The organism is Streptomyces sp. NPDC101152 (assembly GCF_044768275.1).
Classification (GTDB): Bacteria; Actinomycetota; Actinomycetes; order Streptomycetales; family Streptomycetaceae; genus Streptomyces.
The window spans coordinates 23,931-44,794 of the sequence record NZ_JBIWPO010000047.1 but is presented as its reverse complement, the minus strand read 5'-3'; the positions used below and the strand labels follow the sequence as shown (position 1 = coordinate 44,794).

Annotated in this window: 22 protein-coding genes and 2 pseudogenes; 14 read left to right on the top strand and 10 right to left on the bottom strand. The window is 68.5% G+C overall.

The window, feature by feature from the left end; translation table 11 throughout:
• Positions 1-92: 92 nt before the first annotated feature.
• The 3 genes and pseudogenes from ACIRVK_RS36740 to ACIRVK_RS36730 all read left to right on the top strand — a co-directional run.
• The gene (locus tag ACIRVK_RS36740) at positions 93-218 is read left to right on the top strand and encodes a hypothetical protein (RefSeq protein ID WP_404254962.1); all 126 of its coding nucleotides are present in this window, start codon (positions 93-95) and stop codon (positions 216-218) included.
• A gap of 136 nt (positions 219-354) precedes the next feature.
• Positions 355-1,044: a DsbA family oxidoreductase gene (locus ACIRVK_RS36735; RefSeq protein WP_404254960.1), complete on the top strand. Its 690-nt coding sequence runs from the start codon at positions 355-357 to the stop codon at positions 1,042-1,044.
• A gap of 315 nt (positions 1,045-1,359) precedes the next feature.
• Positions 1,360-1,575, top strand: a pseudogene (locus ACIRVK_RS36730) (nitroreductase/quinone reductase family protein); the annotation flags it as partial.
• Positions 1,576-1,663: 88 nt separating this feature from the next.
• Here ACIRVK_RS36730 and ACIRVK_RS36725 read toward each other — a convergent pair.
• Positions 1,664-2,074, bottom strand: coding sequence for a winged helix-turn-helix transcriptional regulator (locus ACIRVK_RS36725; RefSeq protein ID WP_404254958.1), 411 nt, complete (start codon positions 2,072-2,074; stop codon positions 1,664-1,666).
• Positions 2,075-2,167: 93 nt separating this feature from the next.
• Here ACIRVK_RS36725 and ACIRVK_RS36720 point away from each other — a divergent pair, with 93 nt between their 5' ends.
• The 3 genes from ACIRVK_RS36720 (at position 2,168) to ACIRVK_RS36710 (ending at position 3,910) form a co-directional block, all read left to right on the top strand.
• Entirely contained in the window at positions 2,168-2,344 is a 177-nt protein-coding gene (locus ACIRVK_RS36720) for a hypothetical protein (protein ID WP_404254993.1), read from the top strand.
• Entirely contained in the window at positions 2,341-2,730 is a 390-nt protein-coding gene (locus tag ACIRVK_RS36715; protein ID WP_404254989.1) for an SDR family NAD(P)-dependent oxidoreductase, read from the top strand. The genes ACIRVK_RS36720 and ACIRVK_RS36715 overlap by 4 nt, the downstream gene beginning before the upstream one ends.
• Positions 2,731-2,980: 250 nt before the next feature.
• Entirely contained in the window at positions 2,981-3,910 is a 930-nt protein-coding gene (locus ACIRVK_RS36710; protein ID WP_404254956.1) for an NADP-dependent oxidoreductase, read from the top strand.
• A gap of 631 nt (positions 3,911-4,541) precedes the next feature.
• Here ACIRVK_RS36710 and ACIRVK_RS36705 read toward each other — a convergent pair.
• The 4 genes from ACIRVK_RS36705 to ACIRVK_RS36690 all read right to left on the bottom strand — a co-directional run bounded on the left by ACIRVK_RS36705 (position 4,542) and on the right by ACIRVK_RS36690 (position 8,400).
• Positions 4,542-5,564 carry a hypothetical protein gene (locus ACIRVK_RS36705; protein ID WP_404254954.1) on the bottom strand — a complete coding sequence of 341 codons (1,023 nt, stop codon included), beginning with the start codon at positions 5,562-5,564 and terminating at the stop codon, positions 4,542-4,544.
• The gene (locus tag ACIRVK_RS36700) at positions 5,561-6,700 is read right to left on the bottom strand and encodes a hypothetical protein (RefSeq protein WP_404254952.1); all 1,140 of its coding nucleotides are present in this window, start codon (positions 6,698-6,700) and stop codon (positions 5,561-5,563) included. The genes ACIRVK_RS36705 and ACIRVK_RS36700 overlap by 4 nt, the downstream gene beginning before the upstream one ends.
• A gap of 284 nt (positions 6,701-6,984) precedes the next feature.
• Positions 6,985-7,548, bottom strand: a complete 564-nt coding sequence (locus tag ACIRVK_RS36695) for a hypothetical protein (RefSeq protein WP_404254950.1) — start codon at positions 7,546-7,548, stop codon at positions 6,985-6,987.
• A 99-nt stretch (positions 7,549-7,647) separates the two neighbouring features.
• The gene (locus ACIRVK_RS36690) at positions 7,648-8,400 is read right to left on the bottom strand and encodes a sigma-70 family RNA polymerase sigma factor (RefSeq protein WP_404254948.1); all 753 of its coding nucleotides are present in this window, start codon (positions 8,398-8,400) and stop codon (positions 7,648-7,650) included.
• A 207-nt stretch (positions 8,401-8,607) separates the two neighbouring features.
• Between ACIRVK_RS36690 and ACIRVK_RS36685 the strand changes: the two genes are divergently transcribed.
• From ACIRVK_RS36685 to ACIRVK_RS36670, 4 genes and pseudogenes are all read left to right on the top strand, one after another.
• A complete protein-coding gene (locus ACIRVK_RS36685; protein ID WP_359427611.1) occupies positions 8,608-9,633 on the top strand; it encodes a cupin domain-containing protein in 1,026 nt (341 codons plus the stop codon).
• Positions 9,634-9,708: 75 nt separating this feature from the next.
• A complete protein-coding gene (gene fdxA, locus ACIRVK_RS36680) occupies positions 9,709-10,065 on the top strand; it encodes a ferredoxin (RefSeq protein ID WP_359427609.1) in 357 nt (118 codons plus the stop codon).
• Between the two features lie 557 nt (positions 10,066-10,622).
• Complete coding sequence (locus ACIRVK_RS36675; protein ID WP_404254945.1) at positions 10,623-11,282, top strand: GntR family transcriptional regulator; 660 nt, start codon at positions 10,623-10,625, stop codon at positions 11,280-11,282.
• 115 nt (positions 11,283-11,397) lie between these two features.
• A pseudogene (locus ACIRVK_RS36670) lies at positions 11,398-12,303 on the top strand (integrase core domain-containing protein).
• A gap of 138 nt (positions 12,304-12,441) precedes the next feature.
• On the opposite strand, the gene ACIRVK_RS36665 reads toward ACIRVK_RS36670, so the two are convergent.
• From ACIRVK_RS36665 to ACIRVK_RS36645, 5 genes are all read right to left on the bottom strand, one after another.
• The gene (locus ACIRVK_RS36665; protein WP_404254943.1) at positions 12,442-13,911 is read right to left on the bottom strand and encodes an MFS transporter; all 1,470 of its coding nucleotides are present in this window, start codon (positions 13,909-13,911) and stop codon (positions 12,442-12,444) included.
• A gap of 269 nt (positions 13,912-14,180) precedes the next feature.
• Positions 14,181-14,906 carry an SDR family NAD(P)-dependent oxidoreductase gene (locus ACIRVK_RS36660; RefSeq protein WP_404254941.1) on the bottom strand — a complete coding sequence of 242 codons (726 nt, stop codon included), beginning with the start codon at positions 14,904-14,906 and terminating at the stop codon, positions 14,181-14,183.
• 43 nt (positions 14,907-14,949) lie between these two features.
• Positions 14,950-15,612, bottom strand: a complete 663-nt coding sequence (locus tag ACIRVK_RS36655) for an NAD(P)-dependent oxidoreductase (RefSeq protein WP_404254939.1) — start codon at positions 15,610-15,612, stop codon at positions 14,950-14,952.
• 30 nt (positions 15,613-15,642) lie between these two features.
• The gene (locus ACIRVK_RS36650; protein ID WP_404254937.1) at positions 15,643-15,840 is read right to left on the bottom strand and encodes a hypothetical protein; all 198 of its coding nucleotides are present in this window, start codon (positions 15,838-15,840) and stop codon (positions 15,643-15,645) included.
• A gap of 441 nt (positions 15,841-16,281) precedes the next feature.
• A complete protein-coding gene (locus ACIRVK_RS36645) occupies positions 16,282-17,010 on the bottom strand; it encodes a DsbA family protein (RefSeq protein ID WP_404254935.1) in 729 nt (242 codons plus the stop codon).
• A gap of 451 nt (positions 17,011-17,461) precedes the next feature.
• Between ACIRVK_RS36645 and ACIRVK_RS36640 the strand changes: the two genes are divergently transcribed.
• The 4 genes from ACIRVK_RS36640 to ACIRVK_RS36625 all read left to right on the top strand — a co-directional run bounded on the left by ACIRVK_RS36640 (position 17,462) and on the right by ACIRVK_RS36625 (position 20,856).
• Positions 17,462-18,157 (top strand): TetR/AcrR family transcriptional regulator, encoded by a 696-nt coding sequence (locus ACIRVK_RS36640; RefSeq protein WP_404254933.1) that lies wholly within the window; start codon positions 17,462-17,464, stop codon positions 18,155-18,157.
• Between the two features lie 544 nt (positions 18,158-18,701).
• The gene (locus tag ACIRVK_RS36635) at positions 18,702-19,403 is read left to right on the top strand and encodes a hypothetical protein (protein ID WP_404254931.1); all 702 of its coding nucleotides are present in this window, start codon (positions 18,702-18,704) and stop codon (positions 19,401-19,403) included.
• Entirely contained in the window at positions 19,400-19,852 is a 453-nt protein-coding gene (locus ACIRVK_RS36630; RefSeq protein WP_404254929.1) for a DedA family protein, read from the top strand. Before ACIRVK_RS36635 ends, ACIRVK_RS36630 begins: the two co-directional genes overlap by 4 nt.
• 29 nt (positions 19,853-19,881) lie before the next feature.
• Positions 19,882-20,856, top strand: coding sequence for an alpha/beta hydrolase (locus tag ACIRVK_RS36625; RefSeq protein WP_404254927.1), 975 nt, complete (start codon positions 19,882-19,884; stop codon positions 20,854-20,856).
• Positions 20,857-20,864 lie beyond the last annotated feature (8 nt).

The window sequence follows — 20,864 nt, the reverse complement described above, 5'->3', positions numbered from 1 at the left end:
CGCGGCAAGCTACTCGACCGGTTCCTCGGACTCCCGGCACCGAAGACGTTCATGTACAGGGAGCAGAACAGCACCCTGTCCTCTCTCCCCCCTTGGCCGAGGGGGGCGTCGAACTCGCCGAGATCGAGTACTGCGCCCACTTCCCGATGTACTCCAGCCCACCGCAGATGCGGGGCCGCATCGCCGATCTCGTCACACGCGCCGACGCCAGCTCCTGAGCAGACACCTTCCGGCCTCGCGGCTCTTCGCAGATGGCGGCGTAGTCGCTGCTGATGACCGCAACGCACTTCAAGGTGCCTTTTGTACGCCTCGCTCAACGCACTCACAATGGGGTTACGAACCGATCATGAGGTGATGAGCGTGGAACAGATCCCTACAGCCGAACAGGCCCCCGTCCTCGTCGAGGTCTGGGCCGATCTCGGGTGCCCGTGGTGCTATGTCGGCAAGCACCGTCTTCAGCGCGCGATCGAGGCCCGGCCTGATGCGGGTCGCTTCCGGGTGAAGATCCGGTCCTTCGAGCTCAGCCCCGACTCCCCGAAGGATCCCGAGCCCATCGCTGCTGTCTTCATGCGCAAGCACGGCGGCAACCCCGAGGTCGTCCTCCGGGCGGAGAAGCAGTTCCAGGTGCTCGCTCACGGCGAGGGGCTGGAGTTCGATCTCGACCGGTTGAACGCCAACACGTTCGATCTGCATCGGGTGATGCACTTCGCCGAGCAGTCCGGCAAGGGCGTGGAGTTCTTCTCCCGGATCCAGGACCGGTTCTTCTCCGGCGAGATCAACCCGTACGACGCCGACACCATGGTGGAGATAGCGCAGTCGCTCGGCCTCGACGGCGATCGGGTGCGCGAGGTCCTCGCGGGGGACGAGTTCGCCGACGACGTCCGGGCCGACGTCTCGGAGGGCGCGGCGCTGGGCGCACGCGGGGTGCCATTCACGGTCTTCGGCCGCCGGATCGCGGCATCGGGTGCTCAGTCCGTGGCCGGCTACGGTCAGGCTCTCGACCAGGCGGTCGAAGCTCTCGCGTCCGAGGAGCTGCCGGCGTGAGCGTGAAGGCGCCGGTCCCCACACTCAAGGTCCTCGACGCCGAGCCGATGGGCTTCTGCGAGCCGGACGACGACTACAGTACTGCGCGGTTCCGGGCGTCCAGGATGAGGCGTCCGGAACGGATATGAATGCGAACGAGAGGGGCCGCGCATCCTGACATTCACCACACCGAACGGGACGCGCGGCGGCATGATCGGCCCGAGCGGGATCATGCGCTGGTTGCCGGCCCGTCAGGCGAAGGCGATCCGCAACGGCCGGACGCAGATGATGGGGACGAACGTGCTCGTGCTCGTCACCCGCGGCCGGTAGACCGGCATGGTCTACGAGACGCCGATCGCCTACTGGCCGGACACCGACGGCTCGTGGCTCATCTGCGCGTCGGCGAGCGGTGCCGCGAAGCATCCGGCCTGGTACCGCAACCTCGCCGCCGCGCCCGACGCGATCAGCGCCGTGATCGCCGGCGAGGACGTCCCGCTGCACGCGCAGGAGCCGCACGGGGACGAACGCGCCGAAGCCTGGCAGCGCATCAGCGCCGGATCGCCCCGCATCGTCGGCCACACGAAGAAGGCCGACCGGGAACTGCCCGTCATCCGCATCAGCCGACGCGCCGACCGGCCGGCTAATCTCCGGCCGACTTCCGCCGGCCGACGCCCGTCAGCTCGTGCTCGCGTCGGCTGGCGGCGACGTCCTCGTGATGGTTGGCCGCCCAGCCCGCGAGCGTCATCACGGCCTCCAGCAGTGACCGGCCCAGTGGGGTCAGGTCGTACTCGACCCGGGGCGGCACCTCTGCGTAGGCCGTGCGGGTGAGCAGCCCGTCGCGCTCCAGCGCCTTCAATGTCACCGTGAGCATCCGCTGCGAGATGCCCGGGATGCTGGCCTGCAGGTCGGAGTAGCGCAGGGGCTCCGAGCCGAGGGTGCTGATGATCAGAACGGTCCACTTGTCGCCGATCCGGTCGAGTACCTCGCGGATGAACGCGCTCTCCTCCGGCCACGCCTGGCACGGCCCGCTGATCGTCCTCGCTGTCGCCATCTCGTCCGCCCTCCGCATCCATGAACCCCGGCATGCATTCCATCTGGTCTGCTGCCGCACCACCAGTATGTAACAGATCGAAAGGAGCCAGCGATGCCCACCATTGCCATTGCCATTGCCATTGCCATTGCCATTGCCATTGCCATTGCCATCGCCATCGCCGGAGCCGGCTCCGGTCTCGGACTGTCCATCGCCAGCCAAGGCCTTCGGCAGCAACGGCTTTTCCGTGCCGGACGCAGGCCAGGCTCGACGCCCTTGCCGCCGAACTGATCGACGCCGGGATCGAGGCCGCTGGCTTCGCCGCCGACGTCATGGACCCCGCCTCGGTTGCCGCAGCCTTCGACCGCGTCAAGGAGCGCTTCGGCCAGGTCGACGTCCTCGAGTACTCGCCCGCCCCGCACAACCCGGCCCCCGGGCTGAGCAACCCGACCCCGGTCGAGGCCGGCCACGTCAGCATCCAGCCGCAGATCGACCACTACCTCTACGGCGGCCTCGCCGCGACCGAGCAGGTCCTGCCCGGCATGATCGAGCGCGGCTCGGCGACGATCAGCTGCACCACCGGCGGATCGTCCATGGACCCGATGGCCGGACCCGCCGAGTTCACCGCGACCGCCATCGGCTCGTCCGCACATGCCAGATCTCTTCTCCGGCCCTGACCTGACACGGTCTGCCCGTCTCCACTCTCGTTCGGCCATCCCGAGCACACGCCCGCCTCGTGGGCCGGCTGCCGCATGGCTTGACCCCGCTGCTGACGCCACGTGTTACTCCCCTTCCCGCGCACACCGGTGTGCCTGATACGCGAACACCGATGTGCCTTTTGCATGCCCCGTTCGATGGAGTCAACATCGTTTTAGGTGCGACCGACCTCCTGCACCCACACCTCGTCCCGCAGAAGGAACCTCATCCATGCGCGCACTGCAGATCACCGAGTACGGCGACAACAGCGTTTTGACCATCGCCGACGTCTCGCTGCCGGCTCCAATCGGCAGCCAGGTCCTCATCAACGTCGAGGCCGCGGCCTTGAACCCGCTCGATGCGACTCTGCGCGCCGGGTACGCCCAGGCGCTCATGCCGTTGCAGTTCCCCGCCACCCTCGGGGGCGATGTAGCCGGAGTGGTCGCCGCCCTCGGCCCCGACGTGAACGGCTTCGCCGTCGGCGACCGCGTCTACGGCAACGCGTACACCCTGCTGGGCGGCAGCGGCGCGATCGCCGAGCAGGCTCTCGTCCAGGCCGGCAACCTCGCACCGATCCCAGGTGGCCTGAGCTTCGCCGAGGCCGCCTCGATGCCGGTTGGCGGGACCACCGCCGTCGAGGCGATCGATCACAGCCTGAAGCTGCAGTCCGGCCAGAAGGTCTTCATCAGCGGCGGCTCGGGCGCGGTCGGCTCGGCGGCCGTCCAGCTGGCCAAGCACCTCGGTGCGTACGTAGCCACCACCGCCAGCGGGGACGGTGTCGACCTCGTCCGGGAGCTCGGCGCGGACGAGGTGTTCGACTACACGAGCAGTGACTTCTCCGAACACCTCCACGACTTCGACGCCGTTTTGGACGCTGTCGGCGGCACCTCCCTGGAAAAGTCCTACGGCATCCTCAGGCGCGGTGGCACTCTCGTCAGCGTCAGCGGTGCGATCGACCAGAACAGGGCGGATCAGTTGGGGCTGACGGTCATCCGACAGGGCGCACAGTCCGACGGGGTTCTGCGCGAGCTCACCGCCTACCTCGCCGAGGGCGCCATCACCGCGCGCGTCGGTCGCACTTACCCCCTGGAGGAAGCCGTGGCCGCCTTCACCGCATTGGAGAACCGCAGCGTCCGCGGGAAGATCGTGATCATCCTCTGACCTCCTGCCGTCAGGTGAGTCCTGGGCTGCACATTCAACGGTCGCCTCGTGCACCTGCGCGGGTCCGCGCTCGGGTGAACGCCCGCCCATCGGCGTCGGTATGGGTGGTGCCGACGCCGCTGTCGCTGTGAGAACGGGGCCGGTTCGTGCGAGGCGGACAAATCCCCCATCCCATCGCCGGCCGGGGGGCCGCGTACCGCCGGCGCCCCCCACCGCACTCCGGCCGTCCGTGCCCGGCGGACCGTTCCGGGCTCTGTGCTGCGCATCCTTGCGGATCGAGGCGGGACGTGGCCCGACCCGCCGCTTCAGGTGGCGCAGACGGCAGGACAACTCCCTAGCCGTGCTGCGCCTTTGGCGTCGCGTCTGCGCTGGCTCTGACGTTGTTCAGCGGCCCCTCGAACAACCGAGTGCCGTCTGTCTTGACGAGTCGATCCTCCCAGCGGTGGCTGAGAATGATGAGCGCGCCCTGGACCACGTCACGGGGACGTGACGGATCACCAGCATGTAGGACACCTGGGTCGCCGGTCATCCCCAAGACGCTCGCCATCTCCACTGCCGCCGGGAATCGCGGGCCCCCGAACAGTCACCGCCGGGTTCGCCGGACGGGACACGCGGCCGCGAGTACGGAGATTCAGACCGTGTGGATGGGGAGATCCAGCCTGCGTACGTCCAGTGGTTCGTGTTCGGGAAGGTGCAGTTCCCGGTCGAAGACGCGGCGGACGGAGTTTCCCGCGACGTCCTCGAGCCGGGAGTCGACCCGCAGGGCGTAGGCGCCCGCTCGCCAAGGTGAGGAGGGTGTGAACGACCACCTGCGCCGGCTTTCGTCGATGTGCGCCTCCCCCCGCACCGGCACCGTCGCGGTGTCGAGGACCGCGAGGCAGCGCCGGAGGAGTGCGTGGTCGAGGGGGCGGTCGAAGGAGGCGACGAGCGGGTCGTTCGATCCCGCACGCGGGAGGGTGAGTTGCCACAGCGACGGATCGACCCGTGTCCTGATCGCAGGCCCGACCCGGTACGACCGCTTGGCCGGGGCCAGGAGCGGTCGCCCTTCGGCGTCCCGGAAGTCCTGCTGGACGACGATGCTGACCGGGACTCCTTCGGTGAGGGGGTACCCGAATTCCGTGTTCGGTGCGAGGCCGCGTTTGATGCGGCCGGGGTCGAGAAGGAGCGTCAGCCGCTGCCGCGAGCTGTCCCACAGTTCCGGTTCCATCGGCAGGAACACGTCGTTCAGTTCCTCCCCGCTCTCCGCGCGGACGACTCTGATCGCACGAGTTGCCCAGCCCTCGCTCATGGGCGCGGAGAAAGAGACGTAGACCCTCAGGAGGTTGAATGGCACCTCCTCTGCCGAGGGGGTGATCGAGACGACCTCGGTCCCCGGCGCCGCTTCCGCCGGCGCCGGAATCTCGCTCTCCGCCGCCACCGCCCGCTCGATCAGCAGCGCGTACCGCAGGCCCGGTACGAGCGGGAAGCGCGGCAGGAACCACGCCTCACCGTCCCGCTCGTCGAACGTCCCCGCGAGGGGCTGCCAGCCCTTCGCACGTGCGGCCAGCTCTGCCGGCACCACGGCCAGGCGGGCGGAGCGCGGAGCGCCGGTGACCACCAGGCAGACACGGCCGTCGTGTTCGCCGACGCGAAGGCCGACAGCCGGCCCGGTCACAGCGATGCGGTGCTGTGGGCCCGCAGGTGCAGGCCGGAGTCGTCGCGCTGGAGCATCAGCACATGCCCGTCGGTCACCGCCATGCGGCTGACGCCCTCGTGCGGCAGTCCCCGCAGCGGCACACCGGCCGGCTCCCGGAGCAGCTCCGGGCTCTCACGCGGCTCCGTCAGCGCCTCCTGCGCGTCGATGTCCTTGCAGGCGATCTTCATCAGCGGCAGGCGGGCGTTCGAGACCAGCAGGTACTCGTCGCCGCCCTGGGTGAACGAGACGATGTCGAGCGGGGAGCTGGCCGCGCCGAGGTCGGCCACAGTCCGGCCGACCGCCCGCGTCCCTTGACCGGTGAGGTCGCTCAGCGGGAAATGAACGAGCGGCGTACAGGTGTAGCTCGCGACGATGCCCGTGCCGCCGCCGTAGGGGACGAAGGCGCGGATCGGAGAGTGCGTCTCGTAGGCGCCGTGCGAGACGTGGAAGATCTCGAGCGAACTCGCCTGCGCCTCACCGCGGAACGGGAAGGGGATACGGCGCAGCGTCGAGACGAACTCCTCGTTGGAAGCCCCTGCCACCAGAAGCTCGCCGTTGACGAACGCCAGGTCGGTCACGGTGGTGCCGCGCAGACTGGCGCGCGTGATCCGCAACGTGATCCCGACCTGCGGCACGTCTATCCACTCGCCCGCGGGATCGCTGTCCGCGGTCACGCTCGCCTCCTCCCGCTCGTCGTCGGCGGCCGGCGCGTCGTCGATCCGCATCCGCGCGTACCTGACGTCCTCGGCCACGCTCTGCGAGAATTCGCCGCCGTCGCCGACCCTGATCACGAGCGGAACGGCGCTCTCACCCGCGCCCCGCATCACGGACAGATAGAGCGCCCGGGAGAGGGGGTGGACGGCCAGGTCGCGGACATGGACATCGTCCACGGCGCAGCCGAGGAAGGCCGCCAGCCGCTCGTCGAGGCCGTCGATCTCGACGACCCCCGTCTTCCGGTCGTCCGACGAGAGGTCGAACGCCAGGATCTCCGCCTGCACGTTGTCGGCGACGAACAGGACTCCGTCAGGAGTGAACGCAACAGGGCCCACCGAACGCAACTCCGGTGAGCCCAGTGCAAAGCCCTCCTGGTCCCTGTCCTTCTCGTGCACGCTCATACTGTTCCTCTCAGTCTTGGAGATACGAAACGTCTGTCCACGTCATGGGCCGACCGTCCGAGCGAACACACGGACGGAGGGTCCAAGTTCTGCGACACCGCCCCTGCCTGTACCGGAGCCGTGGATCCCGGCTGAACGCCTGTACGGCACATGGCGCGAGGCGCGCGTCGTACCGGGGCGGCGGCTGGCCGGAGGTAGGGGTCCTTCACCTCGTCGAAGCCGATGGGGCGGAGGACGTAGTCGCACGTCAGGGTCCGGAACGGGCCGGTGAGGCCACGGGCCTCTCACTCGGTCGGGTCGCTGTGCTTCACACTCGCGTAGATCAAGCTCCGCGCGAGCGCACCCTCGCTGACCGTGTCGGCCACCGGATCGTCGTCGAAGTGGACCTGGTGCGTCAGCCTGTGGTGCCCCTCGTGCGAGACGTACGCGTGGATGTGCCGCGCGCGTGACGTGTTCCGTCCCAGCATGTGCAGGAACGTCTCGAGGGGCCCCCGGCGGCGTCGCGGACTCCAGGCCCGGCACGACGGTCCGGTACTCGTAGCGGCCCTCGGCGTCCGTGACGATCTTGCCTCGCACGTGGTACTTGGGCAGGTCGAAGTCGATGACCCCCAGGGGCGCCGAGGGGGCTGCCTGCTCGGGAGCCAGCCCCCGTAGGTGCCGTCCGCGGTGGTCTGCCAGAGGTCGACCACCGCGCCGGCCAGCGGCTTGCCCGAGGTCGAGCGCACGACGGCGGAGACGATGAGCGGCTCGCCCGGCTCGTCGGGCGCGTAGGCGGGGCCGGTCGGCATGAACGTGGAGGCGCCGTCCTTCTCCGGGTCGGCGTAGGCCTTCCCGTCCTCGACCTCCATCGGCTTGATCCCGAAGAGGTAGATCGCCGCCCCGAACGCCTGTGGATACCGTCGAAGACGACCCCCAGCCGCTCGTTGAACGCGATGTCAGGCGCAGCCTCAGTGGTCACAGTCACTCCACTCCGGTGCAGCCGTCGATGTACGGCGCACCCTCGATTCCGACTGTTTGTGCGTAACGTCATGGTGGACCATTATGGAAAGCCGCACAAAAGGCACACTGATGTGTGTACCGGCGACAGATGTGCGCGACGGGCGGCACCCCGGAAAGCGTTTGCCGCCGCCGCATGCCGGGGACCTGCGCGGGGCGGGCCGGTGAGGCGTACCACCTGTCGCCGAACGGTCGCCGCGCATGGAGCCCACCGAACCGAAGGTGCCGGTGGTCACGCCGGTGAACGCGGCGATCTCCTGGTAGCGATAGCCCTCGACGTCGCAGAGGTAGACCGCGAGCCGCTGTTCGGCGGGCAGGGCGCGCAGGGTGGCGCGGACATCCGCGTCGGCGAGGCGTTCCAGCGCGGCCGCCTCGGCCGAGCGCGCGTGCCGCCCCGAGCCCGGTAGCCACCGGTGGTCGTTTTCGTCGGGCCGGCCGGGTACGGCGGCGTTACCGGCCTTGCGGCAGGTGCTGATGAAGGTGCTGGTCAGGATGGTGTGCAGCCAGGCGGTCAGGTTGGCGCCCTCGCGGAACTGGCGGGAGTGGGCGTAGGCGCGGGCATAGGTCTCCTGGACCAGGTCCTCGGCGTCCGCCCGGTGGCGGGTGAGCCGCAGTGCGGTCCGGTACAGCGGTTCGAGCAATGCCAGGGACTCGGCGAAGCGGACGTCACGGTCGGCCGGGTCTGAGGCCGGGCATGTTCCCACCTGCTCTTGTATGGAAGTTGTATCTCAGTATGCTCGCGGCGGCCGTCGGGACGACCGGCGGTTCGCGCGACGCCCGCCACCTGCGGCCTTCGTTACCTTCGCGCCGTCGGGACGCCCAACCGGTTGCGTCCGCGCAACAACAAGGATACTTTTTGAATCGGACTTAGATACAAGTTGCGGCTATGTGGAGAGAGGAAGTGAGTCGTCATGGCTCCTGCAACCCCGCAGAGCGCCGAGGCCACCGTCAGTGAACTGGACCCGACAGTTCCGGCCCCGGAAGTGAACGTCGCCGAATACGGCTTCGAGGGCCGTTTCGAGGACTGGAGCGGCGACGCCCGGTACTTCGAGTACAGCAAGGCCGCCAACCCGATCGGACTGGGCTACACCAGCCGCGTACCGCTCAGGCAGTTCGGCCCGGAGCTGTACGCGGACGGTCCGTCGCGGATCGTTCCGCTCGACCTGTCCAAGGAACTGAGCATCGAGCTCGGCGAGGCCACCAGCCCCGGCCTGCTGGCCAACTTCGTGCGGATCCGTGCCGGCGAGAAGATCGCGACCCGCCCCAACGCCACGTCCGAGTTGTATTACGTGCTCAAGGGCCACGGGTACTCCGCCGTTAACGGCCGGCTCATCAATTGGGAGAAGGGCGACGTCGTCACCCTCCCCGCCGGCAGCAGGACCGCGCACTACGCGGAGGCCGACACCGCGTTCTACTGGGTCCACGACGAGCCGCTGCTGCGCTACCTGGGCGCTGAGGCCACCGAGCCGCGCTTCCGCGCGACGAAGTTCCGCCGCGCCGACCTGGTCGCCGAACTGGAGAAGATCGCCTCCCGCCCGGGGGCGAACGACAAGAGCCGCGTCAGCGTCCTGCTCGCCAACGCGGAGGAGGAGCAGACCCTGACCATCACCCACGTGCTGTGGGCGATGTTCGGCGTCCTGCCCGCCGGCCAGGAACAGCGCCCGCACCGGCACCAGTCGGTCGCGCTCGACCTCATCCTGGACGCCCCCGCCGAGGGCTGCTACACGCTGCTGGGGGAGCGCCTCGACGAGCGGGGCGAGATCGTCAACCCGATCCGGGTCGACTGGGTGCCCGGCGGCGCGTTCATCACCCCGCCCGGCATGTGGCACGCGCACTACAACGAGTCGGGCACCGACGCCCACCTCATCCCCGTCCAGGACGCGGGACTCCAGACGTACCTGCGCACCCTCGACATCCGCTTCAGCGACCGCCGCTGATCCCCCGGCCCCGTCGGGTACGGGCCATTCGGCCGCCCGCACCCGACGGAGCCCGTGCGAGCGAGGTGATCGGACATGGCCTACGTCATCGCGCAGCCCTGCGTGGACGTCAAGGACAAGGGATGCGTCGACGAATGTCCGGTCGACTGCATCTACGAGGGCCGGCGCTCCCTGTACATCCATCCGGACGAGTGCACGGACTGCGGTGCCTGTGTCTTCGTGTGCCCCGTCGAGGCCATCTTCTACGAAGGTGAACTCCCGGACGGATGGCGGGACTACCAGACCGTCAACGCCGAGTTCTTCGCCGGACTCGGTTCCCCGTCGGGCGCCGCGCCCCTCGGGGCCATAGACCGGGACCACCCGGTCGTCGCGGCACTCCCGCACCAGGAACCCGCCACCGGGCGGGCCGCCCGCCGCCTGCGCGGCGACTGATCCGCGCAGGGCCCCAAGCGCAACCCCACCGGCCGTGCACCGCCCTCACCGGCGGTCACGGCCGGAGTCAGTGCACCGTCACCATGCCCCACGCGCCGGCCCGGACAACGGTCGCGCCGGGGCCCTCAGCGACCGCCCCGATCGACCGATCACGACGCACAGCCTCGAAGGGATGGAACAGACATGACGTAGCGCTTCGACCACCCGGGGGAACGGGCGGCGGCCGCCCCCGTCCGGCCGTGATTCCGGCCAGACTGATCGTCAGCGGCACAAAGGAGGTGGTGGTGGACGGTGGTGATCCCGAACTGCCATCGTGCTATCGCTTCCGGCGACATGACGTGTGATCTACATTCTCCCCGGGCTCCCCGAGCCCTGGCTCCCCGAACCCCGGCGCAGGGCCACTCTTGTGCGGCCACGTCCTGGGCGGCCCCGATGGGCTTCGTTCCGAACTCGGCCGCAGGCCGCCCCCGGCTGCAGCGACGGCGGGGCGGCCGCCGTGAGACGGCTGGGATCTATACTGGCGATCAGTGGTATCCCAGCATGCCGGAGGTGCGGTGATGGCCAGGGCGGACGCTCGCCAGCCGGCGGCGAAGGACAAGGCTTACGCCTTCGTCAAGAGGCAGGTGCTGCGCGGGGAGTACCCCGGGGGCGAGCTGATCAGCGAGGGCGAGGTCTCCGAAGCGCTCGGCATGTCCCGCACCCCGGTCCGTGAGGCGTTCCTCCGCCTTGAGGTCGAAGGCCTGCTGCGGCTCTACCCGCAGCGCGGCGCCCTGGTGGTGCCCGTGTCCTCCGAGGAGGTACAGGCGGTGCTGGAGGCCCGTTCGCTCCTGGAGCGCTTCGCCGTGGAAAAGGTCGTCGAGGGGTCCGCCACGGCCCGGCAGGCGCTCCTCGGAACGCTTCGCGAGCACCTGGAGCGGCAGCATTCCCTGGCTGCGGAGGACGAGACCGAGGCGTTCCTCGAGGAGGACCGCCTCTTCCACGCCGCGCTGCTCGACGCGGCCGGCAACGTATTGCTCAACCGCTTCTACGGGTCTTTGCGGGAACGGCAGGTGCGCATGACCGCGGTGTCGGTGCTGACCGACGAGGGCCGGCGGGAGACCATCCTCGCCGAGCACGCGGAGATCGCCGACGCAGTGGGCGCCGGCGATCTCGAACGTGCGCGGACCGCGGTGCTCACCCACCTGGCCAGCACCCGGACCGCCCTGGGTTTCGGTTAGACCCCGGCCCGGGCCGCCGCGGCCGGCTCGCCTGCCCGCGCTGGCCGTGCGCCTGCCGAGAATGTCATCCATGCAGCTCAAGGGCTTGTTCGGTGCTGAGGCAGTGTGAGCGCTCGTGTTGCTTCGTCTCTCCTACCTGGCCATCACCAATGCGTTCGCTGCGCTGCGGCTGCTACCGATGAGCGACCGCGACAAGGACGCGGAGATCCTCGCCCTGCGCCACCAGATCATGGTTCTCGAGCGGCAGCTCGGGGAGGACCGGGTGAAGTTCGCCCCGGAAGACCGGGCGTTCCTCGCGGCTCTGCTGGTGCCGCTGCCGCGCCAGGTTCTGCGTCGGCTCCGGTTGCTGGTCCAGCCCGACACCGTGCTGCGATGGCACCGCGACCTGATCAAGCAGCGCCACGCTCGCGCCTGCCGATCCAATAGGCCGGGCCGCCCGCCCACCGTTCGCTCGATCCGCATCCTGATCCTGCGCCTGGTCCGGGAGAACCCGTCGTGGGGCTACCGCAGGGTGCACGGCGAACTCGCCACCCTCGGCATCAAGATCGCAGCCTCCACCGTCTGGGAAATCCTCAGGCCGAGGGCATCGACCCCGCACCCGACCGGGCCGCCACGACCTGGACCGACTTCCTGCACTCTCAGGCCGACGCACTCCTGGCCTGCGACTTCATCGAGACCGTCACCCTGACCGGCCGAAGACGCCTCAGCCACCGTCACTTACCTCATCCGGGACCGGGACTCCAAGTTCCCTGCGCAGTTCGACCAGATCTTGGCAGCCGCCGACGTCCAGACCGTGCTCACCGGCGTCCGGACGCCTCGCACGAACTCAATCATGGAGCGCTGGGTCCAGACCTGCCGCCACGAACTCCTGGACCGCACCCTCATCTGGAACGAGCGCCACCTACGCCACGCCCTCCGCCAGTTCGAGGCGCACTACAACGCCCACCGGCCCCATCAAGCGATGAACCAGGCAGCGGCAGCACCACTGCGAGTGATCCACGAGTACCGGCACGTCGCCTGACCTGGGCGGACGAAATATACGGCAGCCGCAGAGGCCGACGGCGATCACTGAGGCCCCCACAGGGCACTCCGCCGAGGATCTGAAGCTGCTGAACCTGGCCGATGCCGGTGCAGTCTGGCCGAGTTCTTGTGCCAGTTGTCAGTCTGTCGTGGCATCGGCTACGGGTTCGGGAGCGGAGTCGGGCGCCTTCTCCGGCGCGGGTGCCGTCGCCCGATGGCTGGGAATGAAGGTGCCGAGGACGAAGGCGAGGAGGGCGGAAGCGCCGGCGATGGCCATGACCGTCTTGAACCCGCTCTCCGACGGCAGGACGGTGGTATCGAAGGTGGTCGTCATCTGGGAGAGGACCACGCCCGCGACGGCGCTGGCAGTCGAGCTACCGATGGCGCGCATCAGGTTGTTGAGGCTGTTCGCGGCGGCCGACTCCGAAGCTGGGACGGCGCCCATGACGAGCGCGGGCATGGATCCGAAGGCGAAGCCGATGCCGGCACCGACAATGCAGGTGACCAGGACGAACTGCCACAGCTGTGCCATCAGAACAATGTTGATGGCAAAGCCTGCGGCGATGATCAGGGTGCCGATCAGCAACGTGGTCTTCGGACCCCGGGCCCTGGACACGGCAGCGGACACGGGGGCGGTGGCCATCATGACCAGGCCCATCGGTGCCATGACCAATCCGGCGGTGAGCAGGGAACTGCCAAGCCCGTAGCCGGTCTGCTCGGGCAGTTGGAGAAGCTGCGGCAGGATCAGCAACAGCGAGAGCATGCTGAAACCGACCGCGATCGAGGCAAGGTTCGTGAAAAGCACCTGTCGGCGGGCAGTGGTGCGCAGGTCGACCAGGGGGGCTTCGGTGCGCAGTTCGACTATGCCCCATATCGGCAGGACCACAGCGGCTGCGGCGAACAGTCCGAGGGTGGTTCCGCCGGCCCACCCCCAGTCAGTGCCCTTGGATATGGCCAGCAGCAAGCAGACCAGGCCGACCGCCAGGCCGACGGCACCGAGCAGATCGAAACGTCCTCCCGTGCGCTGGGGAGATTCCGGTACGACGGCCACTACGAGCAGGCCGGCGATTATCCCCACGGTTCCCGCGGACCAGAACAGCACGTGCCAGTTGAAATGCTCTGCGATGACCGCAGCGGCCGGTAGGCCGAAGGCAGCGCCGACGCCGAGGGAGGCACTCATCAACGCGGTGGCGGAGCCGAGCCGTTCAGCGGGTAGTAGGTCGCGCATGATGCTGATGCCGAGCGGGATGACACCGACGGCCATGCCCTGAAGCGCGCGTCCGACGATCAAGGGGGTCAAGGAGTCGGCGAGGGCGGCGGTGAAAGACCCAGCGACCATCATGACGAGGCTGGCCAGGAGCATGCGGCGCTTGCCGAGCATGTCACCGAGTCGGCCTGTGATCGGGGTCGCGACCGCTGCTGCGAGCAGGGTCGCCGTGACGGCCCAGGCAGTGTCCGACGGCGATGCGTGGACAAGGTTCGGTAGCTCCGGCACGATCGGGATCACCAGGGACTGCATCAGCGAGATCACGATGCCGCTGAAGGCGAGCACCGCTACGTAGGCGTTCGTGCGGGAGGGCGAGGCGGAGCTGGTATGCGCTTGTGGCATGGTCGTTCTCCGTGAGGATGATCAGTGATGTGCGGTGCCCTGGTACGGACGTGAACCTGGTGATCTCTTCATCGACGGTGCCGTGTCGGCCGCGCTGGACAGCGGATGTGCCGACATCAGCCAGGCCCGAATCCGCTGCCCCGTACGCACAAGAAGAGAACAGCTGGGATCTCTGCGATCTTCGAGCTGGACAAGCCGCTCGCTCAATGCCCACCGCCCGCGCCGTCGGCAGACGAGTGCGGTCGACGCCCGGACGACCGTTGGACGGCTCAACTGCCATGAGGAGCGGGGTGGACCTGCTCGATACGGTCGCGCTTGGTGTACATGTCCCAGTAGTGCGCGGCGAGGTCGTCCGGATCGACGAGCGGGCCCACCCCTGGCGCGTCGGAAGCCGTGGCACTTGACGCTGCTTGTTCACCTATTTCGCTGCGGGCGATGAACGCTCCGACGGACAGAGTGCCGGCGTAGATACCGGATACGGCCAGTTCGCCATTGAGGGAGTACAGCCAGTTGCGGGCGGCGGCCATGAGCGGGCCGACGCCGCTGAGGTGCGGCACGGGGTGAACCGCGCTGGCACCCGTGGTCATCAGGAAGGCGCCGTCGCCCCGTTCCATCCACTCCGGCAGCACGGCTTGCGCGACGGCGAGCGGTGTGAGCACGAGCAGCGGGACATCCTTGGCCAGCGCCGCCGGGGTCAGCTGGGCGGCGGAGACGAAGCTCTGCTCTCCGCTGATCGGACCGTACTCGATGACGTCTATACGGCCGAAATGGCTTCGGATCGCGCCCACTAGACCGGGTATCTGGTCTGGCGCGGAGAGATCGGCGGTGAAACCGACCGCGTCCACGCCTTCAACGATCAGTTGCTCGACGAGAGCGTCGAGGCGGTCCTTGCGCCGCGCGACGAGGGCGACTTGAAAGCCTTCTCGGGCGAAACGGCGGGCCACGGAGGCTCCGAGGCCGGAGCCGGCACCGAAGATGGCGATCACTTTGGACATGGCTCTCCCTCGAAATGCTTCGAAGACGGCGGATGGGGGCGTATCAGCCTCGTGCGTTCCAGACGAGCGGCGCCTTGCGGATCCAGGTGCCCTGCTCGACGGCGTCCAGGAGGAAACCGGCGAGATCGGCGCGGTAGATGCGCATACCGGCCTTTTCGGTGCCGGCCTCGGCGGCTCGCAACGAAGGGCCGACAGGCTTGTCCGTGAGGGCGACGGCCCTGGCGAGGGTCCAGTCGGCCTCGGAGTCGCGAACGACCTCCTCCACGCCACTGTGGTCGGCGAAACCGGCCTTGAGGTTGGACAGGTTGATGGCGGTCTTGACCAGCGGATTCATCCGGGCCCAGTCGCTTCCGGCGCCCTGCGTGGAGATGATGACGATCCGGCGGATGTCGTGCTCACCCATCACAGTCAGAAGGTCACGGGTGACGTTGGTCATGAACATGGGCGGGCTGACAGGCTTCGCCCAGGGATTGTCAGAGGCGCGGGCGTTGTTGAGCGCGCTGATCACCGCCTCCGTTCCCTTGGCGGCCTTGCGGAGGTCGTCGATGTTCTCGGGCGTGCCGCCGATCAACTCGACGCCAGGCAGGTCCCCGACCGCGTCGGGGTTGCGCACCAGGGCACGAACGCGGTGACCTCGTTTGGCGGCCTCCTTGAGCACATGGATTCCGGTGCGGCCACTGCCGCCGAGAACGAGCAGGTTAGTCATGGGTTTCTCCTATGTAGTGACAGGCCGTGGTCAGGCGGCGGTCTGGGCTGGGACGGCTGTGTTCAGACGCCGGACCTGCTCGTGAGCGTCGGTCAGGGACGTTTCGTGCAGCGGCAGGAGCGCGGCCGGAGCCGGAACGTGCGAGGCCATGGCCGGTTCCGGGATCACCGTGGTCACGTCCAGACCGAGGAGGTCATCGCGGCCCAGAACGGCCTCCAGGGTGGGCACCTGGGAGCACCGGGACCGGGACGGCCCGGTCCATGGGGTGGCTGCCCAGTCCGCACCATGGGCAGGTCACCTCGGCCCAGATCTCTACCTGCATGACACAACTCCAATTCCGACTGTTTGTGCGAAACGCCATGGTGCGACAGCACGGAAGGCTGCACAAAAGGCACATTGCTGTGCGTGACGGAGGGGAATGTGTGTCATGGACTACACCGTCGGACCGATCGCTGCCGGAATCGGGGGCCTCGGGCGGGTTGTGGCACGGCTTGGCGTTGTCTCGCGTATGCGGCCCGGGCGGGGGCGCCGCGGAACGCAGCCCTCGGCTCGGGCGCGACGAACTGACCGCAGCCACCGTCATGTTGCCGACCGGTCGCGGGTGCGGGGAGGCGATGATTGCCCTGATCGTGGCAGCCCGCGTCACACGCGCGACGTCAACACTCGACCTCACTGCCACCCCAAGCCAACCCCTCCTGCCGGCTCGGCGCGGCCATTGGGGCCGGAGACGGGGGCGTCGCCCTCGGACACGGGGGCGAGGGGGTGGGCTTCGCCCCAAGCGGTGCGGAGCCGGTCGAGCAGGATGTCGGTCTTCTGCGCACGAGCGACGCCGTGACGTCCATCCATGACGATGAACGGCGCACCCGTGGCACCGAGGCGCTGAGCACGCCGCGCGTCACCGCGGACCACGGCTCGGTAGCTCCGCTCGGTGAGGGCCTGGCGGGTCTGCTCGCGGTCCAGGCCGAGCTCATCCGAGAGCTTCAGCAGGTCCTCAAGGGCGAAGACCGACTCGGCCCTGCCGAAGTAGGCACGGAGGATCGCGTCCCAGGCCTCGCGATTCTTACCCTCGACGGAGGCGTGGGCAAGAAACTCGTGGGCCAGTTCGGTGTTGCCGACCCGATTGTCCAGCACGTGGTAGGGGCTCAGGCCCTCGCTTTCGGCCAGGGCCTCGATCCGCCGGGTCGATGCCTCTGCCTCGGCGGCATCGATGCCATGCTGCCGCATCCGAGCCTCGCGGACGCCGAGGATCTGCCCCTCGGAGAAGTCGCCGCTCGGGAACGACCGGTGGACCACCGTCACCTCGTCCCCGTGCTCGAACCGCTCCACGGCCCGATGGACGCGGTGGCTGGCGAGTCCGCACCAGGGGCAGGTCACCTCGGCCCAGATCTCCACTTGCATGACGCCTCTCCAATTCCGACTCCTTGTGTGTAACGCCATGATGCGTCAGCATAGAAGGCCATACAAAAGGAACATTGCTGTGCGTAGCGGATAGGAACGGTGACTGGAGCCTTCATCACCACCCAACTCCTCAGCGGGTCGAAGCTGATCTATTGGTGCAGCCCGGGACTGGGGGCACGAGCACTCATGGAAGCGATCAAGGACCCGCAGGCCTGGCGGCCGAGCAGGTGTGGCCGATGCGCTCGGGGTGCTGAGGGCGCCGCTACGGTCGGCACGCGACCACGGAAGGGCCAACTGGCAGGCCACGCCGGCGATCGACGCGCACCCGGGACGAGAAGGTCTCCGGCGGCACAGCAGCCACAGCTCGGCGACTCTCCACGGCATCTTCAAGGGCCTCCGAGAGTCACCGATCATTAACCGGACGGCACTCTCCCATTGGTAGGATGGACCCATGGCATCGACGGAGAGCGCACAGGTCAGCGGGCGGGGGCTTCGCGCAGACGCCCTGCGAAACAGGCAGCGCATCCTGGAGGCCGCTCGCCAGATCTTCGAAGAGCGGGGACTGGATGCCCCACTGGACGAGGTCGCGGAGCGCGCGAGCGTGGGTGCGGGAACGTTGTATCGACACTTCCCCACACGCCGGGCCCTGGTCGAAGCCGCCTTCGAGAAGGAGCTCGTGAAGGTGGCGGCCATCGCCGAAGAGGCCGCACAGTGCGAGGACCCCTGGGTCGGCTTCAGCACGTATGTGGAGCGGCTCTGTGCTGCCATGGCCACCGACCGGGGTCTCGGCGACCTGCTCCTTCTTGAGATCCCCAATTCGGAAGAAGTGACGGGAGCCTGCAGGCGCCAGGCCCGCGCCCAGGCCGAGATCCTTCGCCGCGCACAAGAAGCCGGCGCAGTCCGGGACGACCTCGTACCGGAGGATATTTTCCTCTTCCTCGTCGCCAACGCGGCCGTGACGCAAATGACCCGCCTGGCCGCCCCGCACGCGTGGCGACGTCTCGTCGCTCTCCTGCTCGAGGCATGCCGGCCTGGGCGGACGGGTCCGCTCCCTGCCGCACCGACCCCCCTGCAGGCTGCGCGCGCCAAACGGGAGCACGCGGAGTCGAAGGGATTGAAATCCGCTGGCCAGGACGGCAATCGCTGATCTGCCGCCGAAGCAGCCGGGAGCGGTGTGACGCCACCCTCAGGGCCTCGGGCAGGATGCACGCGTCCGGGGCGTGTAGCGGCTTACCCTTCCCCGGGGTCGACGTAGATGCGGATCCGGTCCACTATCAGAGCCCCTTGAAAATGTGACCCACGTCACGCTTTCTGGCCGAAATAACCGGAGATGACAGTCCGGTTTACCTGATCAATGAGCAGGACCTGTTGGCGCGTCCGCTGAACGGCGCGCCTCTGATTGATCAGGAGGCCGCCATGACCCCGTCCGTATCCCGGAGGGACAGCGGATCCCCGTCGCCGAGCACTGCGCAACGAATGACCCAGCGCGTCATTCCGCTGTGGGAAGCAGCCCGGGCGCAACGCCTGAACGGCGCGGCACCTACGGCCGGGAACCCTCGGTGAGCTGCGTCGCCGCCTGCGCTCATCGCATGCGCGGTACCCAGAGACCGGGAGTTGCCGGCCGGACGGCACCACCCGAAGCGACCGTCCGGCGGAGCCGACGGCGTGCGGCGGCCGCGGTCGCAGCGACGGTGCTTTCCTTCGCCATCCTCCTCGCCGTGTCGGCCCGCCAGGACGCGTCCGGCGAGACCGACTGGGCGTTGTCCGCCGCCGGCCGGCTGAGCCCCTACGGAGCCACCGTTGCAGAGGACGCAGTGTCGTTCGGACGAGACACGGCGCAGGCGCTGTCCTGGGGCCAGGCCTGGGCCGCGCTGCCCCTGACGGTACTGGTCCTTTTCTGGCTGGCCAGGCGGGATCAGGCGCTGTATGTGCGCTTTGCCATTGCGCTGCTGCTGTCCGGCATGGTCGGTCTCGGCGCCTTCGCCGTCATGCAGAGCTGGCCGGTCCGCGAGGAGCTCCTCCTGCGTGACTACGTGGCGTTCCCCGGTGCACAGGCGGGCTGGTACTCCCTGATGGCGTTGGCGGTGGTCGCCGCCGGCCGGAGGACCTGGCCACGGGTCACGGTGCTGCTTCTCGCCCTGTCCACCGCGACGTTGGCCGTATCGACTGCGGACCGCACATGGCTCGCAGTGCTGCTGGCCGCAGCCGTACCGCTCATGACGTGGTACGCCACCGGGCGTCCGTGGGGCCGAAGAGGCGGGCAACAGCGCGCGGCCGTGGACACGGCGCCGGTGATGACGTCGCAACGGCTCGTAGTGCCGTTCCGGTCCCGTAGCCAGACGCCAGCCCCGCAGCCCGACCCTGAGCTACTACCGTTGCGGCAAGCGGGTTGACGACCATGCACGTCGATACCTTGATCGAGGCGGCCGGATGGTGGTCGTACATCGTGGTGTTCGCCATGACAGCCGGCGAGACCGGCGCCTTCATCGGTTTGCTCCTGCCCGGCGAAACGGTCATCCTGCTCGCGTCCGCGATCGCGGGCCGAGGCGATCTCAACGTCCTGGTCCTCGCCGCGGTCGTCGTAGCCGGCGGCATGACTGGTGACACGCTCGGCTACGCCCTGGGCCGTCGGTGGAAGCGCCGTCCGAACACACGGTCGGCGGGCCGGACCTTCCTGCCGTGCGGGAACGGCGTCCGCCGCAAAGCGGCTCTTGCAATTCGGGCTCCATCGAGCCCTCATACGCCTGTCTCTCGGCATATCCGCCACGTGGCTGAGAAATACCGCCAGACGGCAGCCCACGTACCCCCATCACGCATGGACGATCGGATGCACGCCCAGTGAGGCGATCCGTACCAACCAAGGAGCACGTCATGGCGTTGACCCCACCCCCCTTCGACCCGGAACTGGCCGCGGCTCTGGAGATCATCAATCAGAACCTGCCCGCGTTCTTCTCACTGGACGAGGTGGTCCAGGTGCGCGAGGCCGCAGCTCAGGGCATGGCACTGGTGACCGACGAGCACCTGAGTCGTGACGGCCACTTTCAGGTGGAGAAACGGCTGGTCCCCGGCCCTCAGGGCGAGCCGGACGTTTCACTGCTGATCTGCCGCCCCGCGGCATCGGACGGCCCACGCCCGGTGTTCTACTACATCCACGGCGGCGGCATGATGCTCGGGGACAACAGGATGGGCGTGGAAACACCCCTCGACTGGGCGCAGGAGTTGGACGCTGTCGTGGTGTCGGTGGAATACCGACTGGCGCCTGAACACCCGTACCCCGCTCAGGTGGAGGACGTGTACGCCGGCCTGTCGTGGGTGGCGGAGAACGCCGAGGAGATCGGCGCGGATCCGGAGCGGATCATCATCTCCGGCACCAGCGCGGGCGGTGGCCTGACGGCGGCGCTGGCCCTGCTGAGCCGGGATCGCAAGGGCCCCAGCCCGATCGGGCAGGTGCTGATGTGCCCCATGCTGGATGACCGCAACGACACGTTCTCCGCCCTCCAGATGAACGGGCTGGGCATATGGGACCGCACCTCCAACGAAGTCGGCTGGACGGCCCTGCTCGGTGAGCGGCGCGGTGGTGACGACGTACCCGCGTACGCGGCGCCTGCCCGCGCGGAGGATCTGTCCGGGCTGCCCCCGGCGTTCATCGACGTCGGCTCCGGGGAAACCTACCGCGACGAGGCTGTCGCCTATGCATCTCGCATATGGCAGGCCGGTGGAGTCGCCGAACTGCACGTATGGCCCGGCGGCTTCCACAACTTCGATGCCATGGCCCCCCAGGCCGCCATCTCCCAGGCCACGGCCGCCGCACGCGTGACGTGGCTGCGCCGGCTACTGGGCGAATGACGCCTCCG